This is a genomic window from Buttiauxella selenatireducens, from assembly GCF_031432975.1.
Taxonomy (GTDB): domain Bacteria; phylum Pseudomonadota; class Gammaproteobacteria; order Enterobacterales; family Enterobacteriaceae; genus Buttiauxella; species Buttiauxella selenatireducens.
On sequence record NZ_CP133838.1, the window covers coordinates 2,515,171 to 2,537,571 of the forward strand.

At 50.8% G+C, this 22,401-nt stretch carries 17 protein-coding genes and 1 pseudogene; 5 read left to right on the top strand and 13 right to left on the bottom strand.

Going from position 1 to position 22,401, the window contains the following annotated elements; translation table 11 throughout:
• Positions 1-3: 3 nt before the first annotated feature.
• Complete coding sequence (gene paaK, locus RHD99_RS11695; RefSeq protein ID WP_374708464.1) at positions 4-1,320, top strand: phenylacetate--CoA ligase PaaK; 1,317 nt, start codon at positions 4-6, stop codon at positions 1,318-1,320.
• A gap of 25 nt (positions 1,321-1,345) precedes the next feature.
• On the opposite strand, the gene RHD99_RS11700 is transcribed toward paaK, so the two are convergent.
• Together RHD99_RS11700 and RHD99_RS11705 are read right to left on the bottom strand one after the other, a co-directional pair.
• On the bottom strand, positions 1,346-1,723 hold the full coding sequence (locus tag RHD99_RS11700; RefSeq protein ID WP_309878955.1) for an HVO_A0114 family putative DNA-binding protein: 378 nt from the start codon (positions 1,721-1,723) through the stop codon (positions 1,346-1,348).
• Complete coding sequence (locus tag RHD99_RS11705; protein WP_309878956.1) at positions 1,720-2,085, bottom strand: toxin-antitoxin system TumE family protein; 366 nt, start codon at positions 2,083-2,085, stop codon at positions 1,720-1,722. The genes RHD99_RS11700 and RHD99_RS11705 overlap by 4 nt, the downstream gene beginning before the upstream one ends.
• Before the next feature lie 307 nt (positions 2,086-2,392).
• Between RHD99_RS11705 and paaX the strand changes: the two genes are divergently transcribed.
• Together paaX and paaY are read left to right on the top strand one after the other, a co-directional pair.
• Complete coding sequence (paaX, locus tag RHD99_RS11710) at positions 2,393-3,325, top strand: phenylacetic acid degradation operon negative regulatory protein PaaX (protein WP_183269257.1); 933 nt, start codon at positions 2,393-2,395, stop codon at positions 3,323-3,325.
• A 9-nt stretch (positions 3,326-3,334) separates the two neighbouring features.
• Positions 3,335-3,925 carry a phenylacetic acid degradation protein PaaY gene (gene paaY, locus RHD99_RS11715; RefSeq protein ID WP_183269256.1) on the top strand — a complete coding sequence of 197 codons (591 nt, stop codon included), beginning with the start codon at positions 3,335-3,337 and terminating at the stop codon, positions 3,923-3,925.
• A 61-nt stretch (positions 3,926-3,986) separates the two neighbouring features.
• Here the strand turns inward: paaY and feaR are convergent, their stop codons facing one another.
• Positions 3,987-4,895 carry a transcriptional regulator FeaR gene (feaR, locus tag RHD99_RS11720; RefSeq protein WP_309878958.1) on the bottom strand — a complete coding sequence of 303 codons (909 nt, stop codon included), beginning with the start codon at positions 4,893-4,895 and terminating at the stop codon, positions 3,987-3,989.
• Positions 4,896-5,152: 257 nt separating this feature from the next.
• Here feaR and RHD99_RS11725 point away from each other — a divergent pair, with 257 nt between their 5' ends.
• On the top strand, positions 5,153-6,652 hold the full coding sequence (locus RHD99_RS11725; protein WP_309878960.1) for an aldehyde dehydrogenase family protein: 1,500 nt from the start codon (positions 5,153-5,155) through the stop codon (positions 6,650-6,652).
• 42 nt (positions 6,653-6,694) lie between these two features.
• On the opposite strand, the gene RHD99_RS11730 is transcribed toward RHD99_RS11725, so the two are convergent.
• Together RHD99_RS11730 and RHD99_RS11735 are read right to left on the bottom strand one after the other, a co-directional pair.
• Positions 6,695-7,903, bottom strand: a complete 1,209-nt coding sequence (locus RHD99_RS11730) for a glycoside hydrolase family 10-like protein (RefSeq protein WP_373925610.1) — start codon at positions 7,901-7,903, stop codon at positions 6,695-6,697.
• A gap of 228 nt (positions 7,904-8,131) precedes the next feature.
• Positions 8,132-8,347 (bottom strand): annotated as a pseudogene (locus tag RHD99_RS11735) (P-loop NTPase family protein); the annotation flags it as partial.
• Between the two features lie 123 nt (positions 8,348-8,470).
• On the opposite strand from RHD99_RS11735, the gene RHD99_RS11740 reads away from it, so the two are divergent.
• Positions 8,471-8,626, top strand: a complete 156-nt coding sequence (locus RHD99_RS11740; protein WP_309878963.1) for a hypothetical protein — start codon at positions 8,471-8,473, stop codon at positions 8,624-8,626.
• A gap of 383 nt (positions 8,627-9,009) precedes the next feature.
• On the opposite strand, the gene RHD99_RS11745 is transcribed toward RHD99_RS11740, so the two are convergent.
• The 8 genes from RHD99_RS11745 to RHD99_RS11780 form a co-directional block, all read right to left on the bottom strand.
• Positions 9,010-9,195, bottom strand: coding sequence for a hypothetical protein (locus tag RHD99_RS11745; RefSeq protein ID WP_309878964.1), 186 nt, complete (start codon positions 9,193-9,195; stop codon positions 9,010-9,012).
• A 140-nt stretch (positions 9,196-9,335) separates the two neighbouring features.
• Positions 9,336-10,670 (bottom strand): HlyD family type I secretion periplasmic adaptor subunit, encoded by a 1,335-nt coding sequence (locus RHD99_RS11750; RefSeq protein ID WP_374708487.1) that lies wholly within the window; start codon positions 10,668-10,670, stop codon positions 9,336-9,338.
• Between the two features lie 2 nt (positions 10,671-10,672).
• Entirely contained in the window at positions 10,673-12,412 is a 1,740-nt protein-coding gene (locus RHD99_RS11755) for a type I secretion system permease/ATPase (RefSeq protein ID WP_309878966.1), read from the bottom strand.
• A gap of 10 nt (positions 12,413-12,422) precedes the next feature.
• Entirely contained in the window at positions 12,423-17,789 is a 5,367-nt protein-coding gene (locus tag RHD99_RS11760; protein WP_309878968.1) for a peroxidase family protein, read from the bottom strand.
• 875 nt (positions 17,790-18,664) lie between these two features.
• Complete coding sequence (locus RHD99_RS11765; RefSeq protein WP_309878969.1) at positions 18,665-19,933, bottom strand: FAD-dependent oxidoreductase; 1,269 nt, start codon at positions 19,931-19,933, stop codon at positions 18,665-18,667.
• Positions 19,930-20,178, bottom strand: a complete 249-nt coding sequence (locus tag RHD99_RS11770) for a (2Fe-2S)-binding protein (protein ID WP_309878970.1) — start codon at positions 20,176-20,178, stop codon at positions 19,930-19,932. The genes RHD99_RS11765 and RHD99_RS11770 overlap by 4 nt, the downstream gene beginning before the upstream one ends.
• Positions 20,175-21,290, bottom strand: coding sequence for an NAD(P)/FAD-dependent oxidoreductase (locus RHD99_RS11775; protein ID WP_309878971.1), 1,116 nt, complete (start codon positions 21,288-21,290; stop codon positions 20,175-20,177). The genes RHD99_RS11770 and RHD99_RS11775 overlap by 4 nt, the downstream gene beginning before the upstream one ends.
• Positions 21,290-22,240, bottom strand: a complete 951-nt coding sequence (locus RHD99_RS11780; RefSeq protein ID WP_309878972.1) for a 4-hydroxyproline epimerase — start codon at positions 22,238-22,240, stop codon at positions 21,290-21,292. Before RHD99_RS11780 ends, RHD99_RS11775 begins: the two co-directional genes overlap by 1 nt.
• Positions 22,241-22,401 lie beyond the last annotated feature (161 nt).

The window sequence follows — 22,401 nt, forward strand, 5'->3', positions numbered from 1 at the left end:
ATAATGATAAACACAACAACTAAGCTGGAACCGATTGAAACCGCGTCGCTTGATGAGCTGCAGGCCTTACAAACGCAGCGTATGAAATGGACGCTTAACCACGCCTACAACAACGTGCCGATGTACAAACGTAAATTTGACGCGGTAGGTGTGCATCCTGATGATTTCAAAGAGCTGAAAGATATTCGGCTCTTTCCGTGCACCACAAAACAGGATTTGCGCGATAACTACCCGTTTGACACCTTTGCTGTGCCGATGGAGCAGGTCGTACGTATCCACGCGTCATCTGGCACCACCGGTAAACCAACGGTTGTCGGTTATACGCAAAAAGACATTGATACCTGGGCCGACATCGTTGCCCGTTCTTTGCGTGCTGCCGGCGGTACGCCAAAAGACAAAATTCATGTGGCTTATGGTTACGGCTTATTTACCGGCGGCCTTGGGGCGCACTATGGTGCTGAGCGCCTTGGGGCGACGGTTATCCCAATGTCAGGCGGGCAAACAGAGAAACAGGCTCAGCTTATTCGTGATTTCCGCCCTGATATGATTATGGTGACGCCATCCTGGTGCCTGAATCTGATTGAAGAGCTGGAACGCCAGATGGGCGGGGATGCGCGGGATTGTTCGCTGCGTGTTGGGGTGTTTGGTGCCGAACCGTGGACACACGCCATGCGCCGTGAAATCGAACGTCGCCTGGGGATCACCGCACTGGATATTTACGGTTTGTCTGAAGTGATGGGACCGGGTGTGGCGATGGAGTGTCTGGAAACCACCGACGGCCCGACCATTTGGGAGGATCACTTCTATCCTGAAATCGTCGACCCGATTAGCGGTACACCGCTGGAAGATGGCGAGCAGGGCGAATTGCTGTTTACCACGCTAACCAAAGAAGCGCTGCCGGTGATTCGTTACCGGACACGCGACCTGACCCGCTTACTGCCAGGCACCGCGCGCACAATGCGTCGCATGGACCGCATTACCGGACGTTCAGACGATATGCTGATCATCCGTGGTGTGAATGTGTTCCCGTCGCAGCTCGAAGAAGAGATTGTGAAGTTTGAACACCTTGCGCCGCATTATCAGTTGGAAGTGCATCGCGACGGCCATCTCGACACGCTTTCCGTTAAGGTGGAGCTGAAAGAGAGCAGTTTGCATCTGAGTCAGGAACAGCGTTGTTCTGTCTGCCATCAGTTGCGCCATCGTATTAAGTCCATGGTCGGTATTTCTACGGATATCAGCATTGTGAACTGCGGTAGCCTGCCGCGCTCGGAAGGAAAAGCGATTCGCGTTTGCGATTTACGCCAGGCGGCTAATCAGTAACTTTCACGCCCCTGCGGGGGCGTGTTTACGAGGCGAGAATTCGGGCTTCCATGGCGCTGTCGACGATAATTTCAAAATCGGTAAACAGCGCTTTAGGTGTGACTTTGCGACCCGTTTTAATCAGATCAACAAATCCGTACCCGTTTAGCGTCTGCAAAGTGACTGACAAATTACTGAGTTGACGATTCGACAAAGCCGCCAGTTCAGTGATTGTTTCAGGTTGATGTTCGGCTATGAGTCGCAAGAGTGCGATGTTTTCAGGGTTGAGGATTTGGCCCAACGCGTTGAGGGATGTGAACCAAATTTTAGGTTCATCCGGTGCCCGTTGATACTTCCCGGACACGATAGCAAGCATATGTTTTTGGATAAGTTCATTCTGCATGATACCAATTCTTGCCTTCATCGCTTTCTCCTTGATTTGATGATCTCATCACTGTGTTTAAAAAAATCTTCCAGCAGTTGTGACGCTGAGGAAAATTCATAGAAATGTCCTTTATCAGACGATGTCAGGTGAACGTGATCCCGGACGATTCGACTGCCAAACTTCCCATTGCTAGCCGCTCTGATGCCATGTGCATTGTCATAACCAAAAATACGCGTGTTGTACTTATTATGTAAGGTTAACGAATAACGAATACCGTGCGGACAAAGGACCGAAAGTGGAACGCGCCAGGCTTCAGCTTTCCACCAAAACCCATCGTCCATATGAACAACGACACCATGAAGTTCCAGTAACCACTGCAAGCCAAAATCTTCTCTTTCCATCGAGCAAAATCCTTACTTATGACCCAATCATAATATTGGTTTGTTTTTTATGCAATCGAAGAATGAAGGGGAAAAAATGGCTGTACAACACACGAGGTAAACAACGTGGAAGCACCTCGCAAAATGCAACATTTTGACTGATGAGTTGTGGCGTTCTGCGGCGCTGTGGTTCGGCGCAATCAATAAACAATGCATGTATTAATTAAATATCAAAATTGTGAATCATATTTGTAATGGCATGATTTTTATTATCTTTGTTGTGCTATGTTTTAGGTATTGACGGTTTAAACGGAACTTTCGGCTATTTATGAGCAACAAACTGGAACAGTTTATTCAGCAGGCGGTCAGTGCCGTTCCCATTAGCGGAACATCGCTGATTGTCTCTTTGTACGGTGATGCTCTGGCTCATCGCGGTGGGGAAATCTGGCTTGGAAGCCTTGCGACCATGCTGGAGTCACTCGGTTTCGGCGAACGTTTCGTGCGCACTTCGTTATTCAGACTCAACAAAGAAGGCTGGCTTGACGTGGAACGCGTCGGGCGGCGTAGCTTTTATCGCCTGACCGAGATGGGCCAGCGTATGACCCGCCGTGCTGAAGCAAAAATCTACCGTGCTGGCCAACCTGAATGGGATGGCAAGTGGTTGCTGTTACTTTCTGAAGGGCTTGAGAAAAACACCCTGCAACAGGTAAAAAAACAGCTTATCTGGCAGGGATTTGGCACGCTTGCGCCGAGCCTGATGGCCTCACCGTCGCAAAATCTTGCCGATGTACAGAGCTTGCTGCATGAAGCCGGTGTTGCAGATAACGTCATCTGTTTTGAAGCCAGCTCCCCCCTTCAGGCCTCGGAAACCGCGCTCAAAGCGCGAGTCGAAGAGTGCTGGTTACTCACCGATAAAAATGAACGCTACGGCGAGTTTATTAACTCGTTTCGCCCGTTATTGCCGTTGCTGCGTGAAGCGGACGAGAGCGAACTGACTCCACTGCGCTGTTTCCAGATCCAACTTCTGCTGATCCATTTCTATCGTCGCGTAGTGTTAAAAGACCCACTGCTGCCGGACGAATTGCTGCCGCCGCACTGGCAGGGGCAAAGCGCCCGCCAACTGTGCATCAACATTTATCAACGTGTTGCCCCCGGCGCGCTGCAGTTCGTTAGTGAACATGGCGAAACCTCGGTTGGCGACTTGCCGCAGCCGGGAAGCGGTTATTTCCAGCGTTTTGCTGGTATCAACGTGAATCCGTAAGGGAAGATTATGCCTGTATATCAAATCGATGGGCTTACGCCCGTGGTACCGGAAGACAGTTATGTGCATCCCACAGCCGTATTGATTGGCGATGTGATTATTGGCCATCGGGTATATATCGGGCCCAATGCCAGCTTACGCGGCGACTTTGGGCGCATCATCGTTAAAGATGGCGCTAACGTTCAGGATAATTGCGTGATGCACGGTTTCCCGGAGCAGGACACCATTGTTGAAGAGGACGGGCACATCGGGCATGGTGCGATCCTGCACGGCTGTTTGATTGGCAAAAATGTGTTGATTGGCATGAATGCGGTCATCCTTGATGGCGCACAAATTGGCGAAAACAGTATTGTTGGCGCCACGGCGTTCGTTAAAGCGAGAGCTGAATTTGGCGCCAATCAGATGATCCTGGGCAGCCCGGCAAAATTCGTGCGTGAGTTACGTGCGGATGAAATTGAGTGGAAGAAGAAGGGCACGCGTGAGTATCAGGAACTGGTGATTCGCTGCCAGCAAACGATGCATCAGGTTGAACCGTTGCGTGAAGTTGAAGCCAATCGCCATGAAAAAACGATGGGCAGCGTTTATCAGCCAAAATCGTAGCGCCTGGCAAGAACCGAAGAAAATGCAGGGCGGTGTTGTCGCTTATCCACCCTGCAAAACCCTATTGCCAGCGCTTACGGTACTCCCCAGGTGATACGCCGAAACGAAGCTTAAATGCGGTCGAAAAGTGACTGTGATCGGTGAATCCCCAGTTATAGCCAATACCTGCCAGTTTCTCGGTAGCGCTCGCGGTGCGCAGCGCTTGTGCACATAAATCCAGGCGGCGGTTTTTAATGTATTGCGCTACCACAAGGCCTTTATCGGCGAACATACGGTACAGGCTGCGCACAGACATTCCTGCTTCACTGGCAATCCATTCCGGGCGCAGATCTTCTGACTGAATATGGCTATCAATCAGCCCCATTACGCGCTCAAGTTGTTTATCACGCCTGGAGTGCGGGGCATCGCGCATCTGCAACATCGGACGGAGCAGGCAGATAATCGCCTCCAGTGCGGCTTCGCTTTCACAGATATTCAGAGTGGGGTTTTTCATACTTTCATGGAGCAGGCGCTGGCTCATTTTCACCACCGGCATGTCGGCACTCAGCCGTTGCGCACAAGGCAGATCGCCCGAACGCCGGTTTTGTTCAATTAAGTGACGCGGAACCAGCAGCGAGATTTGTTTCGTGGGCTGGGTATACATAATGCTACACGGGCGGGAAGCGTCGATAAGGGTGATATCACCGCCGTGCAAGACGGCCTGATTGTTGCCTTGTTCCAGAACCGCCTCGCCATCAAGCTGAAACACGGTGTAAAACCAGGCGTCGTTGCTGCGGGCGACTTCATATTGAGAGCGGAACAGGCGCGAATGCGCGGTTTCTACCACACTCAGTTTCATGGCATTGGCGTGATACTCCTGCAAAGATCCGTGGAATCCGCCATCTAAAAGTTGCCCGGAGAAAGGGCCGCAGGCGCGGTTGATATGCTCGAGCCAATTATCAAAACGCTCGTTACTTGCCGATTCAGCCATTGTTCACCTCACCAAATGCACCCACGGTGCCACGTGTTAATTCATTGTTACAGCTTGCGCGATACGAGAGAAGGTCTTCGCGTCTGGTATAGGAATTCACTATAGATAAATTGGGCGATAAAACGGCGAGCTTTGTCGCCAATTGTGTGGGCTGTCACAGGGAACAAAGTAATTGTCAGGCAGATGAAAACCATTTATGCCGCCAGACCCTAGACTTCAGGCAGGGCTTCTCGCCATGACGATAATAAGGAGAAACTATGTCTGCTAATACTGTTGCTGTTCTCGAGTCGGTTCAATCTTTCCTGGCACGCAATCATGGGCTGTATATTGACGGAAACTGGCAGTCTTCTGGTTCTTCATCACGCCTGAGTGTCTATAACCCAGCGGACGGGCAACAAATCGCAACCAGCGCTGATGCCAACGAAGCGGATGTCGATAAAGCCGTGACCTCGGCCTGGCGTGCATTCACCAGCGGTGTGTGGGCCAATATGCTGCCTGCCGCCCGTGAACGAATCTTGCTGAAATTTGCTGACCTGGTTGAGCAACACGCTGAGGAGCTGGCGCAGCTTGAAACTCTCGAGCAGGGCAAGTCCATCAATATTTCCCGTGCCTTCGAAGTGGGCTGTGCGCTTAACTGGATGCGTTACACCGCAGGGCTTACAACCAAAATCAGTGGGCGCACGTTAGATGTGTCGATTCCGATGCCTGAAGGCGCTCGCTACCAGGCATGGACGAGAAAAGAGCCGGTCGGCGTGGTTGCAGGCATTGTGCCGTGGAACTTCCCGTTGCTGATTGGGATGTGGAAAGTGATGCCGGCACTCGCCGCAGGCTGTTCGATTGTGGTCAAGCCGTCGGAAACCACACCGCTGACCCTTCTGCGTGTTGCGGAATTAGCCAGCGAAGCCGGTGTACCCGATGGCGTCTTTAACGTCGTGACGGGGAGCGGTGCAGTCTGCGGGCGCGCGCTTTCACAACATCCGCTGATCGCAAAAGTGAGTTTCACCGGTTCTACCGCGACGGGCAAAGGTATTGCACGTGCGGCGGCGGATCGTTTAACTCACGTTACGCTGGAATTGGGCGGCAAAAATCCGGCCATCGTGCTCAAAGATGCCGACCCGGCGATGGTGATTGAAGGGTTAATGGCCGGGAGTTTCCTGAATCAGGGACAAGTTTGCGCGGCCAGTTCACGCATCTACATTGAATCTCCGCTGTTTGACACCCTGGTGAGTGGGTTTGAGCAAGCGGTGAAATCGCTGTCCGTCGGTGCGGGCATGGATATGACCACGCACATAAATCCGTTGGTGTCTAAAACGCATCAGCAAAAAGTGGCCAGTTATCTGGATGACGCTAAGCGCAATCATGCTGAGATTATCAGCGGAAATGCTGCGCCGAAAGGCGAGGGTTACTACGTCACGCCTACACTTGTGGTCAATCCTGCGGCGGAATTGCGCTTGAATCATGAGGAAGTGTTCGGTCCAGTGGTGAATCTGGTTCGGGTTAACGATGCGGAAGAAGCGCTGCGCCTGGCGAATGATACCGAATATGGTTTAACGGCCAGCCTGTGGACGAATAACTTGCAGGCGGCAATGAGTTATTCATCGCGCATTCAGGCGGGCACGGTTTGGGTAAACAGCCATACGCTTATTGATGCCAATATGCCTTTTGGTGGCATGAAACAATCGGGTTCTGGCCGAGACTTTGGCCCAGACTGGCTGGATGCCTACACGGAATTAAAATCAATTTGTGTGCGTTATTAATTAAAAACCCCGGAGCAATCCGGGGTTATTTTTTGACTCGCCTTAGCTGCCCCAACGGCTTTTAAGGTAGCTGACGGCTTCACGCGTCTGCGGTTGATTGAGATAGTCTTCCCTGAACAAAATAGTGCCGTCGATGTGTGGCATTGATTCGTTCATATCAAGCTGTTTTTTCAGCTCCGGTACGCCGCCGTTGATCACCCAGTCTGGCTCGACCTTCGAACGCTCACCGACCTTATACAGCGCAACGCCAATATAGAGGCGCGTATGGGTAGGTTTCACCACCTCTGACCACCATTTTGCCAATACATCGTAACGGGCAGCGTCACGGGCGAACGGCCAGTACAATTGCGGGGCGATATAATCCAGCAGGCCTTGTTGCACCCACTGACGGGTATCAGCGAATGATTCATCGTATGCCGCAGCTCCTCGCGTATCAGAACCCGCCGGGTCGAATGAGCGATTGCGCCATACACCGGCAGGGCTAACACCGAATTCAACGCCTGGTTTCAACTGCTTAATCGTGCGAGAAACCTGTTCTATTAATTGCTGAGTATTGTGGCGTCGCCAGTCCGCTTTTGCGTTAAATGCCTGCCCATATTGTTTAAAGGTCTGGCTGTCGTTTAGCGCAGAGCCGGGGGACTCGGTGTAGAAATAATCATCAAACTGTACGCCGTCAATATCATAACCTTTGACCACCTCAGCCACGATGCTGGTTATCCAGTCACGCGCTTCAGGAATACCAGGGTCGACGACGAAACGGTCGCCCGCCGTACGGATCCAGTCGCGATGCAGGACATAAACACTCGACGGATTCGCAGACAACGTGCGGTTGAGTCTGGCAACGGTTGACGATGTCGTGTTGGTGGAAACTCGGTAAGGGTTAAACCAGGCGTGGACCTTAATGCCACGTTTATGCGCTTCTTCAATCATAAATTGCAGCGGGTCGTAGCCAGGGTTCTCACCAATATTCCCCGTAAATACATCAGACCACGGCAAAATTTTTGATGACCAAAGAGCCGTACCGTCCGGTTTAACCTGGAAGAAAACGGTGTTAATACCAAGGCTCTTCAGCTTATCAAGTTTGTCGGTGAGCGCCTTTTGTTGCACGCGTATGCGAACATCAGGGTCACTGATATCAGCAGAAGAGACCGGTGGCCAGTCGAGGCGCGACACGGTCGCAAGCCAGACACCCCGCATCGGTTCACGCGTTTGATCCGTTTTCCCATGAGCAGGAGGCGTCACAGACGGCAACGGAGTTACCAGCGATTTCGGCGGTTTGGATGAACAACTGGCGAGTAACAAAACAGCGGCAACAAGGGTGCCTAACTTTTTCGATTTAAGAACACGGGAAACGCTGCGAGGGCTGCTGATGATAGACTCCAGTTTTTTCAGGGCGCGGCTAAAAGAATTATTCTCTTATGATTTAAATTTAAGTCAATCAAACCCGCTACCCAGAATGGCCTGGTTTGTTATTTGTCTTCAATTCTCCTTCAAATGAAGACGTCCATTTTCCATGATCAGAACCCGATCAGCAGAAGCGAGAGTCTCTGGCCTGTGGGCGATAAGAAGAACGGGTATTCCCGTTTGACGCAGGGTCTGGCTGATGATGATTTCGCTTTCCACATCCAGATGACTTGTCGCTTCATCAAGCAACAGAAAACCAGGATTCTTGTACAGCGCTCGGGCTAAAAGCAACACGATATTTTATCAGAAGGCAATAACGCCGAGTCATTACTCACTTACAATTTCCTTTTAGGAGAAATCACTTTTAATATATAGGGAAGCATCTTCATCAAGATAGTAATGGATGAATGAAATGTGAAAACAATCAAGATGAATTTTGAAAATCCAGCAGGCAAAGAATACCATGTTAAAAATGCGACGGAAGAACCACTTAGCAATGATGCACCAATCAGAACACCGAGTATCACAGTAATAAATTTTACTAATGCCATTGCATCTTCCGCCGGATAGTTATTTATCTTTTACTGGCCGCACCCTCTACACCACTACTGCTAACAAGGGTTAAACCATTCCTTTAGCCACAAATGAATAATATTTATTACCTGACTGGCCTTTAGCTACTAACTAACCAATTTAGTTATTGTTAACAGAATTCTAGAAACAGCAGGTGGAATTAATTTCCCACAAGTATATATAACACTAGATATAGTGAATATTTTCACTGCAATTTGGATGACTGTACATGCCTCTAAGTGATTTAGCATAGTTACGGAATTATAAGCTATAAAAATAGACAAAATCACTGCTATCGTAGTGCTCAGATGCTTACCCACATTCATAATATATACCGGTCAAAATTAACGGAATTGAGCGCATTACTTTTGGTATCAGGTTTACACGCCTTGGACAGTCGCATCAGTCGCATCAGTCGCATCAGTCGCATAATTCGGCTGAAAACCATTAGCTTTCTCTCTATATCCATTGTTTGTAGAATTATTATTTACAACGGCACGATCGGAGACATTATCACCACTAACTAAAGCGATCTCATCTAAACTTAATTCTCTGATATTAGACATAAAATCCCTTTTAAATGCTTTTAGCAAAAAGTGCTGATCAACTATTACACATACAAATTGTAAGTGGATAGTGATTATTTGTAAAAAAACAAAAATCAGGAATATTCCCATACAATAACTACATTCAAGGCTGATCCCTATCAGTACTCTTTAAACGCCAGTTCCAGGCGTGCGATCAGCGGTTTGAACAGGTAGCTTAAGAATGTCCGCTCGCCGGTTTTTATCGTCACACTTGCTGGCATGCCAGCTTTAATCTTGTAGTCTCCCAGTAAATGCACGCCTTCGGCGGAAACTTGTACCTCGGCAAGGTAATAGGGTTGTTGTGTGACTTCATCAATTAAGCGGTCGGCGGAGATGGTTAAGACACGGGCAGGCACCGACGGTAATAAAGCGTGATTGAGGGCAGGGAATAGCACATCAACCGTTAACCCCGGCACCAGTTTATCAATAGCGTGTACCGGTATTTTGGCATCGATTTGCAAGGGTTGTCTGGCGGCAATAATATCCATTAAATGCTCGCCTGGCTGAATGACACCGCCCACCGTACTGACTTTGACATCCAGCACGATACCGTCAATCGGCGAGCGAATTTCCGTGTTATCCAGTTCGTGACGTGTCGAAACCAGTTCATCTTCCAGCATGGCGACTTCTTTTTGTTTTTCCGTTAACTCGGATTCCACTTCCCGCAAATATTGGTGGCGCACCTGATACGCTTTGATTTTCAATTCATTTTGTTGTGATTTTAGTTTGGCAATATTCAGAATATCCTCTGATACACTGCCGGATATTTCCGCGGCTTCACGTTCCAGCACCAGTAATTGTGCTTTGGGGTAGTAGTTTTTTTCACTGAGCGCTCTTATTGCGCTTAATTCTCTGGTGATCAGGTTGAACTGGTGATCCCGATAACCCTTTATTCTGTTTAGATTTTCAGTTTGCCCCAAAAGGCCATCGAGTGTTTCCTGAATCATGGATAATTCATCCTCGATCGTTTTTTTGCGGGTATCAAATAATTTGGCTTGCAGGTTTCGCACTTCGGCCAAACGCTTATTATCGGCAAATTTCTCGGTCAGGGTATTATCGAAAGCAATAGTATCCAGGCCGTCTCTTTCCGCCAGCAAACGATCTTCAATGCTTTTTGCTGAAATATATTGTGCATTTAATGCGCTGTACCGCATGTCGAGCTGCATTTTGTCCAGGCGAACTAATACCTGATCCTTTTTGACGACGTCTCCTTCTTTAATAAAAATATCGGTTACCCGACCACCGCTCAGGTGTTGAATCGTTTTACGGTTACTCGAAACTGTCACCGTGCCGTCAGCCACAACACCGGCATCCAAAGGTGCCTGTACCGCCCAAAACAAGAAGCCACCAACGCCCAGAACAATGACGATTATTCCGCGCAAGATAGGCGGCCAGATGCGCGTATCCACACGGTCTGAGCCAGCTGCTTTATCGTTTTTTTCGTTGTTTTTCATCATCAGGCCTCACGTTGCTGTTCATTACTTGATGAAGGTGCGGTTGACACGGGTTTTAAAATGTTGGCTTGTCGTAGGCTGGTGAAAACCTGGTCGCGGGTTCCAAATTCCTGTATGGCTCCCTCATTGAGCAGTAAGACTTTATTGACCACACCGAGCAGCGTCGGGCGATGCGAGATAATGACCGTGGTTTGCCCCTGAGTACGCAGGGTATTAATCGCCTTAACCAGGGCGAGTTCACCGGCATCATCCAGATTGGCATTCGGTTCATCCAGTACGATGAAAGCGGGATTGTTATAGACGGCACGCGCCAGACCAATACGCTGCCGCTGCCCACCGGATAACTGGTGTCCGCCCGCGCCGAGGAGCGTGTCGTAGCCCTGCGGCAGGCGTAAAATCATCTCGTGTACACCAGCAAGAACCGCGGCGGCCACAATAAGTTCGCTATCATTTTTTTCAAAACGGGCGATGTTTTGCGCGATGCTGCCGTCAAACAATTCAACTTCTTGCGGCAGATAGCCAATGGCAGGGCCGAGTAACGCTTTATCCCATTGGCAAATATCTGCGCCATCCAGGCGAACCTTGCCAGATAACGGTGCCCATACGCCGACCAGCAGCTTCGCAAGCGAGGTTTTTCCTGATGCGGAAGGGCCAATAATGCCCAGCACTTCCCCTTGTTCCAGTTGGAATGAGATATTACGCAACAGGGGTGCTTTCTGACCGGGGGCGGCAGCAAACACGCTTTCTACGCTGATATTTCCTTTTGGGCGCGGCAAAGTCAGGATGTCTTTAGGCGCCGGGTAATCCTTGAGCAACGTCGATAACTGGTGCCAGGCGCTACGAAACTGCACAAACTGCTTCCAGCTACCAATGATTTGCTCCACCGGGTTCAGAACTCTTCCAAGAATGATGGACGAGGCAATCATCAGCCCCGGGGTAATTTGCCCCCCGATCACCAGTAATGCGCCGGCACCCAGTGCGACAGATTGCAGTAGTACACGCACAAAGCGGCTCAAACTGCTTAACCCTGCGTTTTTATCGGCTATCTGCGTTTGTAAAACCAGCACTTTGCTGTGCTGCTCCTGCCAGTTGAGTTTCAGGGTGGAAAGCATTCCCATTGCTTCAATGGCATCCGAATTTTGCAATTGTTTATTGAGTTTGGTGGCGTTGTTGATGGTCAACGCATGAGCTTGTTGAATAGGGCGTTTGGTTGATATTTCAGAAACCACTGTCAGGGCAAATAATATGAGTATCCCCCCCAGGGCAAGATACCCGAGCAGCGGATGGACAATAAATGCAATGAATAAATAAATCGGCGTCCAGGGTATATCAAGCAACGCAAATAAACTGTTACCGGAAAGAAACTGGCGAATTTGGTCCAGCTCTGCCAGCGACTGGGCAGGGTTATTTTCGCCAGTTGAAACCTTTCTTTTAAACGCGGCATTAAACACTAATTGGCTTAATTTTACGTCCAGTCGGTTGCCAAGTCTGACCATAACACTTGAGCGGGCAGACTCAATCATCGCAATAACGATGTATAGACCGACTATCAGTAAGGTTAACATCAGTAATGTCGTGGTATTTTTACTGACTAAAACTCGGTCGTAGACCTGCAACATATAGATTGCCGGCGCCAGCATAAGCATATTAATCACACAACTAAAAAACAGCAGCATAATAAATGTGGATTTCGTTCCCTTTAATGCATTCTTCAGTTCTGTTGGCGTATGCTGGCGCGACATAGTTTTCTCCTTACGCGATCAATGAACTATTGCCATTGTTAGCGGCAAAGGTTGATGGTATTTCCAGAATAAAATCACCGATGGTAACGGTGGTTGAATTAACACCGACTAAGGTAATCGTGTCAGCGCCGACGCTGACAACGGTATTCCCACCACTACCGGAGATCCCAACGTTTGCCGCAAAATTACCCGCGGTAATGCCCAGCAAACTCAGATCGAGGTAATCCTGCCCGCCTGCGGGAGCACTGTCGAATCCGGTGATACGATCCTGCCCAAAGCTTGCGCTGAAGGCGAAGATGTCTTCCCCGGTGCCGCCATCCATGTTGTCATTACCCGCTTGACCATTGAGTATGTCGTTGCCGGTTCCTCCCGCCATAACATCGGCACCTGCGCCACCAATCATGACGTCGTTGCCGTTTCCACCCTGAAGATTATCGATTCCGTCGCCGCCATCCAGGAAGTCATTCCCCCCTCCGCCTGACACCTGGTCGTTGCCGCCCATCCCAAACAGCGAGTCATTACCATTACCGCCGGTAATAATGTTGGCGATGGCATTCCCTGTACCGATGAAATTGCCTGTCCCGGTGTACACCAGTTCTTCAACGTTATCGGTCAAATCGTAACTGCTGAGGTTGGTTCGAACGACATCCGTCCCGCCATTCGCGCCTTCTATGACAACATCACCCGCATTATCAACGATGTAAGTGTCGTTACCGACACCACCCGTCATGCTGTCAGCACCCAGGCCGCCATCGAGTGTGTCGTTTCCGGCATCCCCTTGCAGGATATCGTTACCGGCTTCACCCAACAGGTTGTCATTGCCTGCACCACCGACCAGCAAATCGTCGCCCGCCCGTCCTTGTAGGGTATCGTTGCCACCTTCGCCGCGCAGGATGTCACTCCATGCGGTACCGTTGAGGTTGTCAGTACCGTTATTACCCACCATCAGATCGCCGACAGGCTGCGTTGTGGTAGAAGTCAGGACAACAGGGGGGTTACCCTCATCATCAACGACGGTGACGACCACCTGCAACGTCCGACCCACCGCGGCCTGGCCTGGTGTATATGTGGCAGCAGTCGCTCCGAGAATGTTGGTAAACCCGTTCCCGTTCGCGTTGCTCATTCTCCACTGGTAGCTAAAATTACCCCCGCTCAGGCCGTCAGCATCGGTAATACCGGAAACAACAGCGGTAAGCGTCAGGCTTTCGGTTGGTGTCAGGTCATTGATGACCGGCTGCCCCTGGGTTGCCTGATTTCGTGGCACAACAGCCTGTGTTTGGCTTGAAACCAGTCTTTCCGCATCACCCATCTGGTCATTGAAACTGGCGACCACGCGCAATGCTGCCCCCTGGGCTGTTCCCGGCACCCGGAACTCAGCCCCGGTTGCCTGATCCCGCCATTCGCCGCCGATAAAGGCCTGCCATGTCAGTGTTATTGCGGCGTTAGCGGCAATACCGTTGCCATCACTTAAATTAGCCAGGTTGACTCGCAGAAGGTCGCCCACCTGAGGTGTCGCATTACTGATGGCGAGATTCCCGGTAGCCTGTTGTGCCGTCACCCATAGCTGCTTGCCGTCGCCAAACTCCAGTTTTTCGATGTTCAGCAGGCGGTCAATACCATCATTGAGGTTCAATGCGGCATTTGGCGTGGCATGGTCGACACGCAGACTGCCGTCCGCCATACGGGTAAAGACGTAGTTGCTGCTGATATCACGATAAACCGCAACGTCGATGTCTCCGCTGTTATTCTCACGCAGGATCTCACGCACAATGGAGAGTTGGTCGGGTTTTAAGGTGCCAGCCAGCATGTAAGATTTCAGCTCGTTCATGCCGTCCACACTGGTGATACCCGGCAAACCACTGACCGCAATGCGTACGTTCAGCCATGAGTCGCCATCAATAATGTCATTACCTGCTTTACCGGTTATGCGGTCGCTGCCGCCGCCGCCGAGTAAAATATCGCCGCCGTTATCGGGGTTAAACAGCACGGCATTCGGGTCAGAAGAACGTGCAACGCCGAGGATCTGTTGCAGCCCCGCAATCCGGTCAGCCCCTTCCTGAGTCAGATTATTGGAAAGCGGAACACCCTGAACCGGCGCAGTGCCGAGAGGTTGCTCAGTGCCCGTTAACACGTCGTTGTGTTTCCAGCCCGATAACCCTTCGACCAGGTCGAAACGATCCCGCAGGATAAATTCCTGTTGGTTGACGAAAATCGGAATACCGAGGTCAGAGTTAGCGCCATTTGGGTCGCCTTTATGGATTGCCCAGTCGAAACCGGCCATCCCATTATTGCGCTGAATACCCGCGCCCTGAACCATGATGTCGTCACCTGCTTCGCCATCATAGTCAGTATCGTTACCCTGGCCGTTCAGCACGTCGTGACCGACAATCGTACTGTTGAAGAACAACTCGGAGTTCTCACCGGTCAGCGAGTCAAACCCGTCACCGCCTTCCAACCAGTCGTCACCTTCATTGCCAAGCAGGGCATCACCACCGGAACCACCCTGTACAAAGTCATTATCGCGACCTGCAAAGACTTCCTGTGCATCTTCGCCCACCACGATAAAATCACTGCCGCTGCCACCGAAGACCAGATCGTTACCGTTACCCGAGAAGATGACGTCATGACCCGCATCGCCATGCAGGAAGTCGGCATCCCCAACAGGCGTCCCGGTGTCAGTAATAATGTCATCGCCGTCACCGCCGTGGACCACGTCAGCTTCATCACCACCATCAAGGCGGTCATCGCCCGCATCACCCCACAGGCTGTCGATACCTTTACCGCCGATGAGCGTATCGTTACCGGCAGTACCACCCAGCACCACATGACCGTCACCGGTATATTTAAGGTAACCGCCGTCTTTTGCACCGTCGCCGTCAACATCCGTTGTGGCCTCACGCCGAACCAGCAGCGGGCTCAGCAGATCTTTCAATTGATTTCCCCATTTCGGATCGAGTTCGGTTTGCAACACACGGTTGACTTCAAAAATATGGTCCGGGGTCTGGAACAGGTTAGCGGGCAGGTGAGAGGAACCACTTTCACCCAGATCGCTGTTGCGCATCACCAGCGCGGAGAATGAGTTTGCTTCCAGCTCGTTGAGTAAGTTCAACCCCTGGACACGGCTCAGATAGTAGAACCGGTCGCCGTCTTGCAGCATTTCCATTTGCGTTTCAAAGACAAAGTTAAAGGTTGAACCGAGCATTCCACCGAACTCGTTTTTGCGCTCAGCAAGGCCGCCAATCCAGAAATCGATCATATTCAGACCGGTTTCTTGTGTCGCCCAGGCACCCGTGCTGTTGAAGAAATCCATCGCATCAGAAGGCGGTGAGATATGGTTTTTCTCGTCGCCAAACAGCAGGAAGTTGACCGCCGCGCGTTTCCCTTCAAGGGTGGTGGCATTCAAAATCAGCTCATGCTGGCCGTAGGCGGCCATAAAGTTGATGATGGAAGCCGGGTTTTTCAGGTAAGTCGTGAAATCCGCCCAACTGGTGTAAGGCCGTAACTCGCTGTTACCGGTTAACTCAAAGAATTGCTCGCGCGCCTGGTTCAGCGTCGGCATTCCTGTATCACGGCCACGGGCAATGTTGAGTGCCCCTAAATCAAGCGGAAGGCCGATTAGGTTGTTACGCAGGGCATCGGTAATAAATTCATCAATTTCGTTACCCACTTGCCGCGTCATGCCGCGAACAATCGCACCGATGGCCTGGTCATCGGAAACCGTTGCACCGTTAATTTGATTAAAGGCGACCGGATTGAGGAAGGCGGCAATCAGGCCAATATCGCCATTTTCCATATCAATGTCGGTACGAGCGACCGTTTCAGTCAGCATCGAGTGGCCAAAACGGTAAACCACGTGTGCAAACTCAGCGAAGATAGCCGGATTGATGTCTGCACTGTTGGAGAAGACAAACGGATCGACCGCCGGTTGTACGGTACGAGCGAACTCTTCGAAAACAAGGTGCTGGTATTGCATCTCAGTAGTGAAACGACCTGCCTGGAATAGGTATTCTCCGTTCCAGACCAGAGTGCTGGTATCAGCAGGCAGTGTTTCGATCTGGTGATTCGGCATTAACCATTGGTTAATCAGGCCAACATCACCGGTCGCCAGCAGGGTGGTTTTATACTCTTCGACCAGGCGGTTATGCTCGCTGTGAAACACTGCATGCACGGCGGTCAGGCCGATATTTTCGTTACCGCGCCCGTCACCCGTGATGAAATGCCGATCGAGCAGTTCATCATCGTAGGTTCCTGGAGCCTGAACGCCACCAATCGCATCGTCGCTATCCGCCACCAGACCTTTCGGATTGGCAGTATGGGCAATGTCATCGAGGAAAGCGTGGCCGGTACGGACGGTATTTGGCGGTAAAAAACCTTCGTTAGCTTCAATCAAACCACCAGGGAGATCGTCTGTGGCTGCGGTAACAATCTGCACTTTACCGTTTTCACTTAAGATCAAATTGCCGTAACGGTCAGTCGCCAGCAGCGGAACGTTAAACACATCCTGATCGGTAAGTTTAATTCCGAGTAAGGTTTCAGCCTGGTTCTTAACATCTGCCCAGGTAGCCAGGCCACCGTTTGCTCCACCTAATAAATTACCCGTAGGTTCGGGTTTCCCATCAATTAATACATATTCGCGGATGAATATCTGATGGGAAGGGTGAGAGGTGTAGGTTTGGTTTTGATCAATAAATGGGGTGGTCAGGTTTTTTGTTTCATGATTAGCGTCTACTTCTGCCCGGGTTAATATCATGAAGTTATTAGGATTAGGGTTGTCTTTTGTAGGCGCTACAAATAAAGGGTCATCAGGTTGCAACTCAATGAAAACAATGCCATTGCCCCCTTTAGGAATTAAATCCAGTCCATGGTCAAAAAACTGACCAAAGAATGTCATCCAGCCATTAAAAGCAGGGGACAGACCAATATCGGGAGACAGGTTAGGAATGGACAAACTGCCATTTGCCGACGTTGCGCCTCCCCCTGGCGCACCAGCCAGATCTTCATGTGCTTCAACCGCAGCGGGGTTGGTGGCCGTCTGATCTGAAATTAAGTTACTGATAATACGCGGGTCTGCATCTTTGACCATTCCCCCAATTTGGGTGTAACTGGTCATGTTATCCGCATCTTGTAAGTTCAATGCGGTGAGTCTTGGCATAGTTTGGTCGGCTGAGCCGTAGAGTTCCTGTCCGGGCAGGAGGTTATTCCACGAACCATCTACTGTACGTAACCCGTAAGGCAATAACGGGCTGGAAACAGCATCACGCAGGTCTTCGCCATTGATACTGCCGTCTGCGTTTGTTGCTCCTTCTGATATTTTGATCTGCTTAAGGATAAATGCAAGGTCGTGGAGCGTGACCGTAAAGTCATATTGTGAGGCCATAAATAATTACCCCTATTTTACTCTCAAGATCTTTCATCATTCGTTTCTGCCGCTTTGATAAAAAGGGCAGAAGAATGAACCGTTTTCTAAGAACTGGTTATTCGATTGCTGTTGTGTGTCTAAAATCCTTATTATTTAAATTAAATTATCGCCATCCAGTGTTGAGTAATTCTCCATGAATATTAATTAGCAGGTTAAGTTATTTATCGTATTTGCCGAGAGTTACGCATGTGCACGCGGCCTCCACATTTTGAAAATGCGGATGCATTCGAGGCAAATAAGCTTTAGAAAGTGACGTTAACAATCTGGGTGGTTTATTGAGGTTTTCATCTCACATTACATTTTTGTTATGATCATAACTATGGTTTCTCCCGGCATTACTTCTCTCATACTTTTTTATTAAAATGTAAAAATGAACATATTTTGTCATATGTATTTCACAGCTCAGTCCATTTTGACTATTAGAACCTTCAATATTAAGCAGTTAAAGTATGAATTCACACAAGCTTTGCGGCAAGTGATTCCATGGCTACCTGTTTGATAAATATTGTTTTTTATTTATGTGGCAAGCAGTATTGGAGGGATGTTTTCTTATATGTTACAAATAAGAAATAGTCTCATTATCAATGGTCAGAGATGCGTCTTTTCATTTCTTTACATTCTGATTTGACATAAAAACTGTTTTGCTGCGGGGGTGTGATTAAATATCAGTCAGGAAATAACCATTAAAGGTTATTAATTGTATTCTGGGAAAAAAGGTTTTTTGTTGTTTCACTCATGCCCCTGATGGGGCATTTCGCGATTTACCCTTTGTACGCATGAATAATCGATTCAGTCAGACATTTCTTTGGGATAATTAAAACTTATACCCTCAATTAATTTATATCCTTTGGCGGCTGGGGCGTAAGGTTGACCAACGTTTCGAGCCGTACCGGAGTCAACGGTACTCTTGGTTGCGGCAGGGGCCAGTCAAGCAGATAGCGCGCGGCGGTGGCACAAATTTTCCCCTGACAAGCCCCCATACCACAGCGGCTGTTCAGTTTGGCGGCCGTCCAACCCTTGTGGCGACTTATCTGTCCCAGCGAGACATCCTCACAGCGGCACAAAAAGGTGTCGGCGGTACCCAGGGTTTTCAGTCTGGGATTAAGCACAAACGTTTGGCTCACCGCAGCGGCAAAACGCTGCCATTTACTGCGTTTTTCCAGCAATGCCCGAGCGGACGCGATATTACCGCTGGCGGCATACCCGGCGATTGCACCTTCCGCCAAAGCCAGTTCACTGCCACCCACACCCGTACATTCACCCGCCGCATACAGATTGGTAATACTGGTTTGTTGCATATCATCGACAGCAATGGCCGCATTTTCTATTCGGCAACCCATTAACATGGCTAACTCAATATTTGCCACCAGCCCGAATCCGCAGGCTAATCGAGAGCAGTCTATTGTTCGAACCTTTCCACCCTGTTGGACACGGACAGCCGTGAGCCGCTGCTGGCCTTGCGCTTCCAGAACATAACTATTGGCTCGATAGTGTCGGTTCATTAAACGTAATGATTGCCGCACTTTTTCGGGCCAATGCCAGAGCCCGCTGGCGAAACGGGCCAGGCTTGTGACAGAAGCCTGCTCGGCCAGCAACGTGACCTTACCGCCCGCTTGAGTGACGCTATCGGCAACAGCAAGTAATAACGGGCCACTGCCTGCAATGACAACCCGCTCACCTTGAAGCGATAAGCCATTTTTGATTTGTGCCTGCAATCCCCCCGCACCCGTCACGCCGGGCAGCGTCCAGCCAGGGAAGGGCAGTAACAGTTCGCGCGCGCCGCAGCATAAGATCAAACGTTGATAGTCGATAGTCCCGCACCCTTTGTCGTTCTCGTACAGGAGCTGCTGTGGCCCGCTTTGTGCCACAACTTTTGTGCCACTGAGCAAGGTGACGTTATCCAACGCCGTAATAGCTTGCCGATAAAACTGTGCGAGCGTGGGTAATACAGCCGCAGGCCCATCACGCCAGATTTGTCCGCCAGGACGAGGGTTATCATCCAGCATCACTATGTGTTTCTGGCTTTCGCTTGCGGCCAACGCGGCGGCCATCCCGGCTGGACCTGCACCGATAATCAATACTTCGCAGCGCACGTTATTCATTTATTCCCACTCCTTTCGATTTTCATCCCGCCCTGGCACAAGGTTTGGCAAGCCAATCTTTGTATGCCATCGATGATGACCCGACATTCCTGACACACGCCCATGCCACAAAAAGCCGCACGCGGTTGCTGGCTAACGGATATCCGGCAGTGATCCTGTCCGCTTGCGCTGAGGGCTGCGGCCACGGTGATACCTTCCTGTACCTGACAGGGAAGCCCGGCGATGGTTAAGGAGATCAGTTTCATAAGAGGGACTCTTCTGTGGCGAACATACGCGCAGCGAGATAAGGGGTGTCATCAATGGCTGTGCGCTGTTGTTGAATTTGTGCCGCGATCAGCGCAGCACTTCCCAACGCGGTGGTGACGCCCAATCCTTCATGCCCGAGTGCCAACCAAAGCCATGGATAAGCAGGATGGGGACCGAGCAAGGGGAGCCCGTCGGCTGATGCGGCCCGAAATCCCGCCCAGCAGCGGATGATGCTCATTTTTGCAAGGCCTGGCAGGAAATCGGTGGCGCGTTTGAGCATGGTGGCAAGCAATGGCATGTCAATTGCCGTGTCGAGCGTGTCAAACTGGCGTGAGGAGCCGATCAGCAATTGCCCGGTCGGACGAGCCTGAACGTTAAATGCCACCGAGGTACCCTTTGCCGCATGCGCGCTGGCTCCGTAGCCTAGCTCTACCAATTGATGCTTCACCGTATGCGGGTAGCGATCGGTGATGGCCAGTTGGCCTTTTTTCGCTCTGAGTAGCGGAGTTGGCAAGAGCTTATCGGCTTGTAATCCACAGGCGAGCGTTATCACCGGCGCGCTAAGTCGCTGCCCGCTGGCTAAAACCACAGCCTGCTGTTCTAACGCGACCACTTCGCCATAGACCCGCTGGACGGCTTCACCCGCGTCTTCAATTAACCAGCGAGCGGCATTAGGGGCATAAATAATGCCGTCTCCCGGTACGTGCAAACCGCCCGCTAATCCGCCACGCAGCATGGGTTCAAGCTGTGCAACCTGTTGTGAACTCAGCATTTCACTGTTCACACCCAATGCCGCCATCCGTTGCTTTTTAACTTCCGCAATGGCCATTTCTTCTGGTTTTTCTGCGATCCACAGCGTGCCGCAACCTTGCCAGGCACAGTTGTCGGGCATACGGTCTACCACGCCGCGCCACAAATTCAGGGAGTAGCTGCTCAGCGCCAATTCTGCGGGATTATCATCCATACAAACCAGATGCCCCATACCCGCCGCGGTGGCGCCAGGGAGTTGATCGTCAACCAGTAACACCCTTAACCCTTGCTGTGCTAATTGCCAGGCGCAGGCCGCACCGATAATACCCGCGCCAATGACAATCGCATCGGCGGTAGCCATTAACGGATCCCCCATGCAAAAGCGTCACGTTCATCCAGCAAAAGTTGGCTATCAGCACAGACAAAAGCCTGGCCGCGAATAAAAGGTGTCACGCGATTACCCGTATTGGGCTGGTAATATCCGCTGAATTCACTGCCGATCACACTGGCCTGTCGCCACACTTCACCTGGCTGTAATTTACCGTCTGCGGCAAGGCACGCGAGTTTGGCGCTGGTTCCGGTACCACACGGCGAGCGGTCGTAAGCCTTACCTGGGCACAAGACGAAATTGCGGCTGTCAGCGTGTTCATCGGCACAGAACAGCTCGATATGGTCGATGACCCCGCCGTCTTCACCGTAGATCCCCGCGTTTTCTAACGCCTGTCGGACCGCCCAACTAAAGGCGGTGAGGGCGTCAATATTGTTTGTGGAAATAGCCAGATGATGGTCGCTGATGAGAAAGAACCAGTTTCCTCCCCATGCAATATCGCCGGTTACCACGCCATAGCCGTCAACCTGCACAGCGACCTGCTGACGGTAGCGCCAGGCGGGGACATTTTCGATAGTGACGCTGCCATCGGTATGTAGTGTGGCGCTTACCGTGCCGACTGGGGTTTCAATCAGGTGTTCGCCAACTCCGATGCGGCCCAGGTATGCCAGGGAGGTGATTAACCCAATCGTGCCGTGGCCGCACATGCCCAGATAACCCGTATTATTGAAAAAGATCACCCCGGCTGCGGCCTCAGGTGAGCAGGGTTTGCAGAGCAAAGCCCCGACTAAAACATCGTTGCCACGGGGTTCCAGAATGACGGCGCTGCGCCAGTCATCATACTGTTGGGCGAAGCGCGCTTTACGCTCAGCCATGCTGCCGTTCCCCAGGTCAGGGAAACCATCGATAATCAGCCGGGTAGGTTCACCGCCGGTGTGGGAATCGATCGCGCGTAATGCGATGAAGGGGGATGCAGGTGTCATCGGAGTCTCTCAATGGTTAATTAAATGTTACCAATGGATGTAGACTGACCGAAAACTTGCTATCACGGCTTGACCTGTTTCGGCAAAGGAAATGCCGAAATTAGCACAATGCAAAAAGTATGCGGCAATCCGCATAATCAATCGAACGCGCTTGATAAGTT

Excerpts from the sequence above, each read along its gene's own strand:
- paaK (WP_374708464.1), top strand. The coding sequence starts at position 4 with ATGATAAACACAACAACTAAGCTGGAACCGATTGAAACCGCGTCGCTT.
- RHD99_RS11700 (WP_309878955.1), bottom strand. The coding sequence starts at position 1,723 with ATGAAGGCAAGAATTGGTATCATGCAGAATGAACTTATCCAAAAACAT.
- RHD99_RS11705 (WP_309878956.1), bottom strand. The coding sequence starts at position 2,085 with ATGGAAAGAGAAGATTTTGGCTTGCAGTGGTTACTGGAACTTCATGGT.
- paaX (WP_183269257.1), top strand. The coding sequence starts at position 2,393 with ATGAGCAACAAACTGGAACAGTTTATTCAGCAGGCGGTCAGTGCCGTT.
- paaY (WP_183269256.1), top strand. The coding sequence starts at position 3,335 with ATGCCTGTATATCAAATCGATGGGCTTACGCCCGTGGTACCGGAAGAC.
- feaR (WP_309878958.1), bottom strand. The coding sequence starts at position 4,895 with ATGGCTGAATCGGCAAGTAACGAGCGTTTTGATAATTGGCTCGAGCAT.
- RHD99_RS11725 (WP_309878960.1), top strand. The coding sequence starts at position 5,153 with ATGTCTGCTAATACTGTTGCTGTTCTCGAGTCGGTTCAATCTTTCCTG.
- RHD99_RS11745 (WP_309878964.1), bottom strand. The coding sequence starts at position 9,195 with ATGTCTAATATCAGAGAATTAAGTTTAGATGAGATCGCTTTAGTTAGT.
- RHD99_RS11750 (WP_374708487.1), bottom strand. The coding sequence starts at position 10,670 with ATGAAAAACAACGAAAAAAACGATAAAGCAGCTGGCTCAGACCGTGTG.
- RHD99_RS11755 (WP_309878966.1), bottom strand. The coding sequence starts at position 12,412 with ATGTCGCGCCAGCATACGCCAACAGAACTGAAGAATGCATTAAAGGGA.
- RHD99_RS11760 (WP_309878968.1), bottom strand. The coding sequence starts at position 17,789 with ATGGCCTCACAATATGACTTTACGGTCACGCTCCACGACCTTGCATTT.
- RHD99_RS11765 (WP_309878969.1), bottom strand. The coding sequence starts at position 19,933 with ATGAATAACGTGCGCTGCGAAGTATTGATTATCGGTGCAGGTCCAGCC.
- RHD99_RS11770 (WP_309878970.1), bottom strand. The coding sequence starts at position 20,178 with ATGAAACTGATCTCCTTAACCATCGCCGGGCTTCCCTGTCAGGTACAG.
- RHD99_RS11775 (WP_309878971.1), bottom strand. The coding sequence starts at position 21,290 with ATGGCTACCGCCGATGCGATTGTCATTGGCGCGGGTATTATCGGTGCG.
- RHD99_RS11780 (WP_309878972.1), bottom strand. The coding sequence starts at position 22,240 with ATGACACCTGCATCCCCCTTCATCGCATTACGCGCGATCGATTCCCAC.